The sequence below is a fragment of the Gemmatimonadota bacterium genome (assembly GCA_016209965.1).
Lineage (GTDB): Bacteria > Gemmatimonadota > Gemmatimonadetes > Longimicrobiales > RSA9 > JACQVE01.
The window spans coordinates 1-5,214 of record JACQVE010000030.1 but is presented as its reverse complement, the minus strand read 5'-3'; the positions used below and the strand labels follow the sequence as shown (position 1 = coordinate 5,214).

Annotated in this window: 5 protein-coding genes; 3 read left to right on the top strand and 2 right to left on the bottom strand. The window is 71.2% G+C overall.

The annotated features are described in order from the left end of the window. A partial coding sequence (locus tag HY703_01305; protein MBI4543815.1) for a GAF domain-containing protein occupies nucleotides 1-561 on the bottom strand: 561 nt, incomplete at its 3' end. A 153-nt stretch (nucleotides 562-714) separates the two neighbouring features. Here HY703_01305 and HY703_01300 point away from each other — a divergent pair. From HY703_01300 to HY703_01290, 3 genes are all read left to right on the top strand, one after another. Beyond that, nucleotides 715-1,935: an MFS transporter gene (locus tag HY703_01300; protein MBI4543814.1), complete on the top strand. Its 1,221-nt coding sequence runs from the start codon at nucleotides 715-717 to the stop codon at nucleotides 1,933-1,935. A 217-nt stretch (nucleotides 1,936-2,152) separates the two neighbouring features. Beyond that, entirely contained in the window at nucleotides 2,153-2,422 is a 270-nt protein-coding gene (locus tag HY703_01295; GenBank protein MBI4543813.1) for a hypothetical protein, read from the top strand. Nucleotides 2,423-2,517: 95 nt separating this feature from the next. Further along, a complete protein-coding gene (locus HY703_01290) occupies nucleotides 2,518-3,498 on the top strand; it encodes an NAD(P)H-quinone oxidoreductase (GenBank protein MBI4543812.1) in 981 nt (326 codons plus the stop codon). Nucleotides 3,499-3,521: 23 nt separating this feature from the next. On the opposite strand, the gene thiI is transcribed toward HY703_01290, so the two are convergent. Beyond that, complete coding sequence (thiI, locus tag HY703_01285) at nucleotides 3,522-5,051, bottom strand: tRNA 4-thiouridine(8) synthase ThiI (protein MBI4543811.1); 1,530 nt, start codon at nucleotides 5,049-5,051, stop codon at nucleotides 3,522-3,524. Nucleotides 5,052-5,214 lie beyond the last annotated feature (163 nt).

Genomic DNA, 5,214 nt, shown 5'->3' with positions numbered 1-5,214 from the left:
GATCTCCTCCAGCCGCTCCGCCTCGCGCCGCCGCCGCTCCGTTTCCTCGACGTAGCGCGCGTTGTCCAGCGCGACCGCGGCCAGGTCCGCCACCGCGGCCAGCAGCTCCAGGTCATCACTGGTGTAGGCGTCCGGCCGATAGCTCTGCGCACTGATGACGCCCAGCACCCTCCCCTTCTGGAGCATGGGTGCCGAGATGGCCAAGCGCGTGACCTCGTCCCGCTCGTGGCCGAGCAGCAGGATGGCCTCGTCCGCGTGGCCTACCCGGTTCAGCGTCGGCCGCCCCTCGCGGATGGGAATGCTGTCCGAGCCGCGATAGCTCAGCTCTACCCGCTCCTCCTTGCCCCGGTCAGCGTAAAAGACCACCGTAGCGGCATCGGTGGCGTCGTCGTAGAGCGAGATGTAAAAGCCGGTGGTCTCGAGGACGCGGCTCGCCTGCTCGTAGATGGTGCGGTAGAGGTCGTCCGGCCGAAGCGTACCGGTTAGAATGCGGCCGATGTCTAGCAGGACCGCGTATCGTTCCTTGAAACTGGCCGAACTCGAGCGGTTCGACGGCGTCATGGCGGAATCACAGGTGGCCCGGGTTGAGCTCTGCAGTGGGCCGGCTTCGGCGGACGGCTGGGGAGGGGACCGTGCGCGACGTGCGCACACGATAATGCCTCGCCTGACGCGGGACAAGTCTGAAACAAAACGTGACACCTGCGCGGGTGCGGCGTGAAGAACTCGCCGCTCGGCGTGCTCTCCGCTGCAGTGCTTGTCGACATGGTGGGATTCGGCATTGTCCTGCCGCTCCTGCCCTTCTACGCCGAGTCGCTGGGCGCCTCGCCCGTGGAAGTGACCCTGCTGGTCGCGTCCTTCTCCGCCATGCAGCTCGCGGCAACGCCGGTCTGGGGCCGCGTCTCGGACCGGCGCGGCCGCCGCCCCCTGCTCGTGGCCAGCCTCTTCGCCTCCGCACTGTCGTACCTGATCTTTGGCCTGGCCAATTCGCTATGGCTGCTCTTCCTTTCCCGCCTGGCGGCCGGCGCCGCGGGCGGCACGATCGCGCTGGCCCAGGCCTATGTTGCGGATACGACCACGGCGGAGGAGCGGGCGCGGGGCATGGGCTGGATCGGCGCGGCCGCCGGCCTGGGCGTGATGCTCGGGCCGGCCATTGGCGGCTACTTCAGCCGCTGGGGGCTGGGTATTCCGGGGTTCGTGGCCGCCGGGCTGTGCGCCGCGAACGGGCTGGCGGCGATCCGCTTGCTGCCGGAATCCCGCAGCCGCCACCCCGAGCAAGCCCTCGAGCTGGGCGAGGCGGCCACGCTGCGCGGCTGGCTCGCCACCATGATGCGCTTCCCGCTCTCCCTCTTCCTCAGCGTCTACTTCCTCTCCATTTCCTCCTTCACCGCCATGACCGCCGTACTGGCGCTCTACCTCGAGCGCGTGTTCGGCGCCGATGGTTCCGACATGGGGATCCTCTTCACGCTGGCTGGCGGCGTCACCGTGCTGGTGCGCGGCGTGCTGCTCGGCCCGCTCGTGAGCTGGCTGGGCGAGGAGCGCACGGCTCTGGTGGGGATCGCAGCCCTCGCCGCCAGCCTCCTGGTCGTGCCGCTGCTGCCGGGACTGTGGTGGATGGGCGTGGCCGTGCCCATGTGGGCGCTGGGCGCGGGGACGCTGTTCCCCTCGCTGGCCAGCCTGGTCTCGCGCGCCACCGACGCCGCCTCCCAGGGTTCCATCCTGGGCGGCAGCCAGGTGGTCGGCGGGCTGGGGCGCGTGCTCGGGCCAGTATGGGCTGGCTTCGTATTCCAGCACCTGGGCATCGGCACGCCCTTCTGGATCGGCGGCGCACTGGTCGCGGTGGCGGGCCTGCTGGCGCTGCGCATCCCGGCGCCGGCCCGCCCCCGGCGGCGCGCCGCTGGCAAGGCGGCGGCCGCCACGCCCGACGTGGCTGTGTAGAAGGGGTTGGGGCTGGGGCTCGGGCTGGGGTTACACGGAGCAGGTCCAGATAGAGCGGGCCGTCCGGCCGCGTGCGCCCGCCAGCCGAGGCGACTCCGCAGGATCTACCAGCCCTAGGCCCTAGCCCTAGCCCTGCGTAGCCTGGCTTGCGCTGATCAGGGAAACCCCGCTATATCGCAGCCGCCAAAGACATGCTATGGGGAGGCGCGGGAGCCCTATGAGCTTCCTGACCGGTTTCCTGATCTGGCTCGCCATTGGATTGGTGGCGGGAGGCCTCGCGTACCGCACCTACCGCGGCGCGGGGACGACGGCGCTCTTGAGCTTCATCTTCGGCGTCTTCGGCGCGCTCGTTGGCGGTATGCTGGGCACGTCCGCTTATATCTTTCATAACCCCGCGCCGCTGCGGCCGGGGGGCATCATCGGGGCTGTCGCGGGCGGCCTGTTCTTCACCTTCCTCTACCACTTCATGGCCCGCAAAGCGGTGTAGCGTCCCGTTCGTACCCGTACCCGTACCCCGTGCCCGTACCGGTTCCTGTTGCCGACTGCTGACCTCGAGGATCACGCCTCGACCGACCCCCACCAATGCGCGCCATCGTCATCACCGCCCCCGGCGGCCCGGAAGTCCTGGAAGAGCGCGAGCTCGCGCTGCCGGAGCCCGGACCCGGCCAGGTTCGGGTGCGCGTGCACGCAGCGGGCCTCAACCGGGCGGACCTGCTGCAGCGGCTGGGGCGCTACCCGGCGCCGCCGGGCGTGCCGGCGGAGGTGCCCGGGCTCGAGTACGCCGGCACGGTGGACGCGGCGGGGCCGGACGCGCGCCGGTGGCAGCCGGGCGACCGGGTGATGGGCCTCGTTGCCGGCGGCGCCTACGCCGAGGCCGTGCTCACGCAGGAGCGGGAGGCGGTGCCTGTGCCCGAGCAGCTCTCCTTCGAGGAGGCCGCCGCTATTCCCGAGGCCTTCATCACCGCGCAGGACGCGCTCTTCACCCGCCTCGAGCTGCGCCCGGGTGAGCGCTTGCTGGTCCACGCGGTGGGAAGTGGGGTGGGGACCGCGGCGGTGCAGCTCGCGCGTGCAGCCGGCGCCACCGTCTACGGCACGGCGCGCGCCGCCTGGAAGCTGGAGCGGGCCGCGGAACTGGGGCTCGAGGCCGGCATTGACGCCGGCGCACAGGACTTCGCCGAGGCGCTGCTCCGGCTCACGGGGGGTACGGGCGTGCACGCGATCCTGGACCTGGTGGGCGGACACTACCTGGCCGGCAACATGAGGGCGCTGGAGCCGCTCGGCCGCCTGGCCGTCGTGGGGCTCGTCGCCGGTGCCCGCGCCGAGCTGGATCTGGGGATCCTGCTGCGCAAGCGGCTCACGGTGGTGGGGACGACGCTGCGCGCCCGGCCGCTCGAGGAGAAGATCCGCGTGGCCCGCGACCTCGAGCGGCACGTGCTGCCGCTCCTCGCCGCTGGGCGTGTGCGTCCCGTGCTCGACCGCGTCTACCCTATGGGCGAGGTGCGCGAGGCGCACCGGCGGCTGGAGGCGAACGAGAACTTCGGGAAAATTGTGCTGCGCTGGTGACCAGCGAGGGAGAAGCAAGGAGTCTAGGGCCCTTGCCCTTCTCCATGGAGCGCCCGCGCTCCCTGCGAGTACCGCATGACCCCCCGCACCCCGCCCTTGAACGAGTACGCCTCGTACCCCGCACGCTGCATGCGCTCGGCCAGGTACGCGGTCTGGATGCCGTGGGCGCAGTAGAGGATGTAGGTGCGGCCCTTGTCCAGCTTGCGGAAGCCCTTGAGCAGCTCCCACTCCTCCTGCCGTATGGCGCCCGGCAGGTGCCACGCCCGGTATTGCGGCTCCGGCCGGCAGTCAAGCACCACGGCGCCGCGTGGGATCTCGGTGGCGAAGAGGTAGGGCGCCACCAGGTCAGTGGGCGTGAGGGCGCGCAGGTCCAGCACCTTGCGGGAGGCGAGCGCAGCGTCCAGTACCGCCGCGTCCATCTTCGCTTCCTCGCGGCCCACCGCTTCCGCGCTGGCCGCCGTCACCGGCTTGCCCGGCGCAATGGCGCAGTACTCCTTGACCTGCTCGGAGAGCGCGGCAGTCCCGACCTGCCGCGCCCGCGCGATGATCTCCTCCTTGTCGAAGCCCAGCAGCGGTCGGAACAGGGGGAGCGTGGCGGCCGGCTCGATGGCGCCCAGGTTGGTCAGCGTCTGCGACGATACCTGCCCCACCGCCTCGCCCGTCACGATCGCGCCCGCTCCTCGCTCCTCGCCGATGCGGCTGGCGGCCCGGTACATGAGCCGCTTGAGCACGACCTGCCAGTAACTCGGCTTCACGCGTGCGCGCAGCTCCTGCAACACCTCGCCAAAGTCCACCACGTGCAGGCGCGGCCGGCTGCCGTAGCTCCACTCGTCGGCCAGCACCTTGGCCACCTGCACGACAGCGCGCTCGTAGGCGTCGCCGCCCAGGTTGCAGAACACGTAGTCCAGGGCAATGCCGCGCTTGAGCATGAGCCACGCGGCCACTGCGGAGTCGTAGCCGCCGGAAAGGAGGGCGACGGCGTTCCCCTCGACGCCCAGCGGCAGCCCGCCCGCGCCGGCGATGCGCTCGCCGAACAGGTAGGCCTTGTCGTCGCGGACCTCGACGTAAACCGTCACTTCCGGCTGATCGAGGTCCACCCGCGCGGCGTGGGGCAGGAGCGCGGCGCCGAGCTGTACCTGGATGTCCTGCGAGGAGAAGGAGTGGCGGCCGGCGCGGCGGGCGCGCACCGCGAAGCTGCGGCCGCGCACGCGTTCCCGGAAGCGAACCTCGCCCTCCGCCACAATGGCGTCCTGCTCGGCGGGCACTACGGCCTCCACGGGGGAAAGGGAGCTGATCCCGAAGACGCGGGCCAGGAGCGCGGGCGCCTGCGGCGACGACGCTTCGAGGAACACACGCCCCCAGCCCCCCTGGATCCGGTAGGGCTCGCGCGTCGTCGCCAGTGCGTCCCGTACGTTGCGCAGCAGCCGCTGCTGAAAGTGGGAGCGAGTGCGGCGCGACTTGATGGTGAGCTCCGCGCCCAGCCGGAGCAGGATCAATGTGCTCCGGCGCGCGCCGTCGGCGGCGCCGCCGCCCTGCGTCTCCTCCACCTTCATTCCGAACGAGCCTCCCCGGGGCACCATAGAAGGAAATCCAAACGCCCTTTCGGCGCTCACGTATCGCTCATTCATGGATGCGAGCGGGTCACGGAGGAGTCAAGCACGCTGGGCCGGCCGGCACGCTGGGCCGCCCGGAGTGGATCGGCGGCGGCGGCGGGCG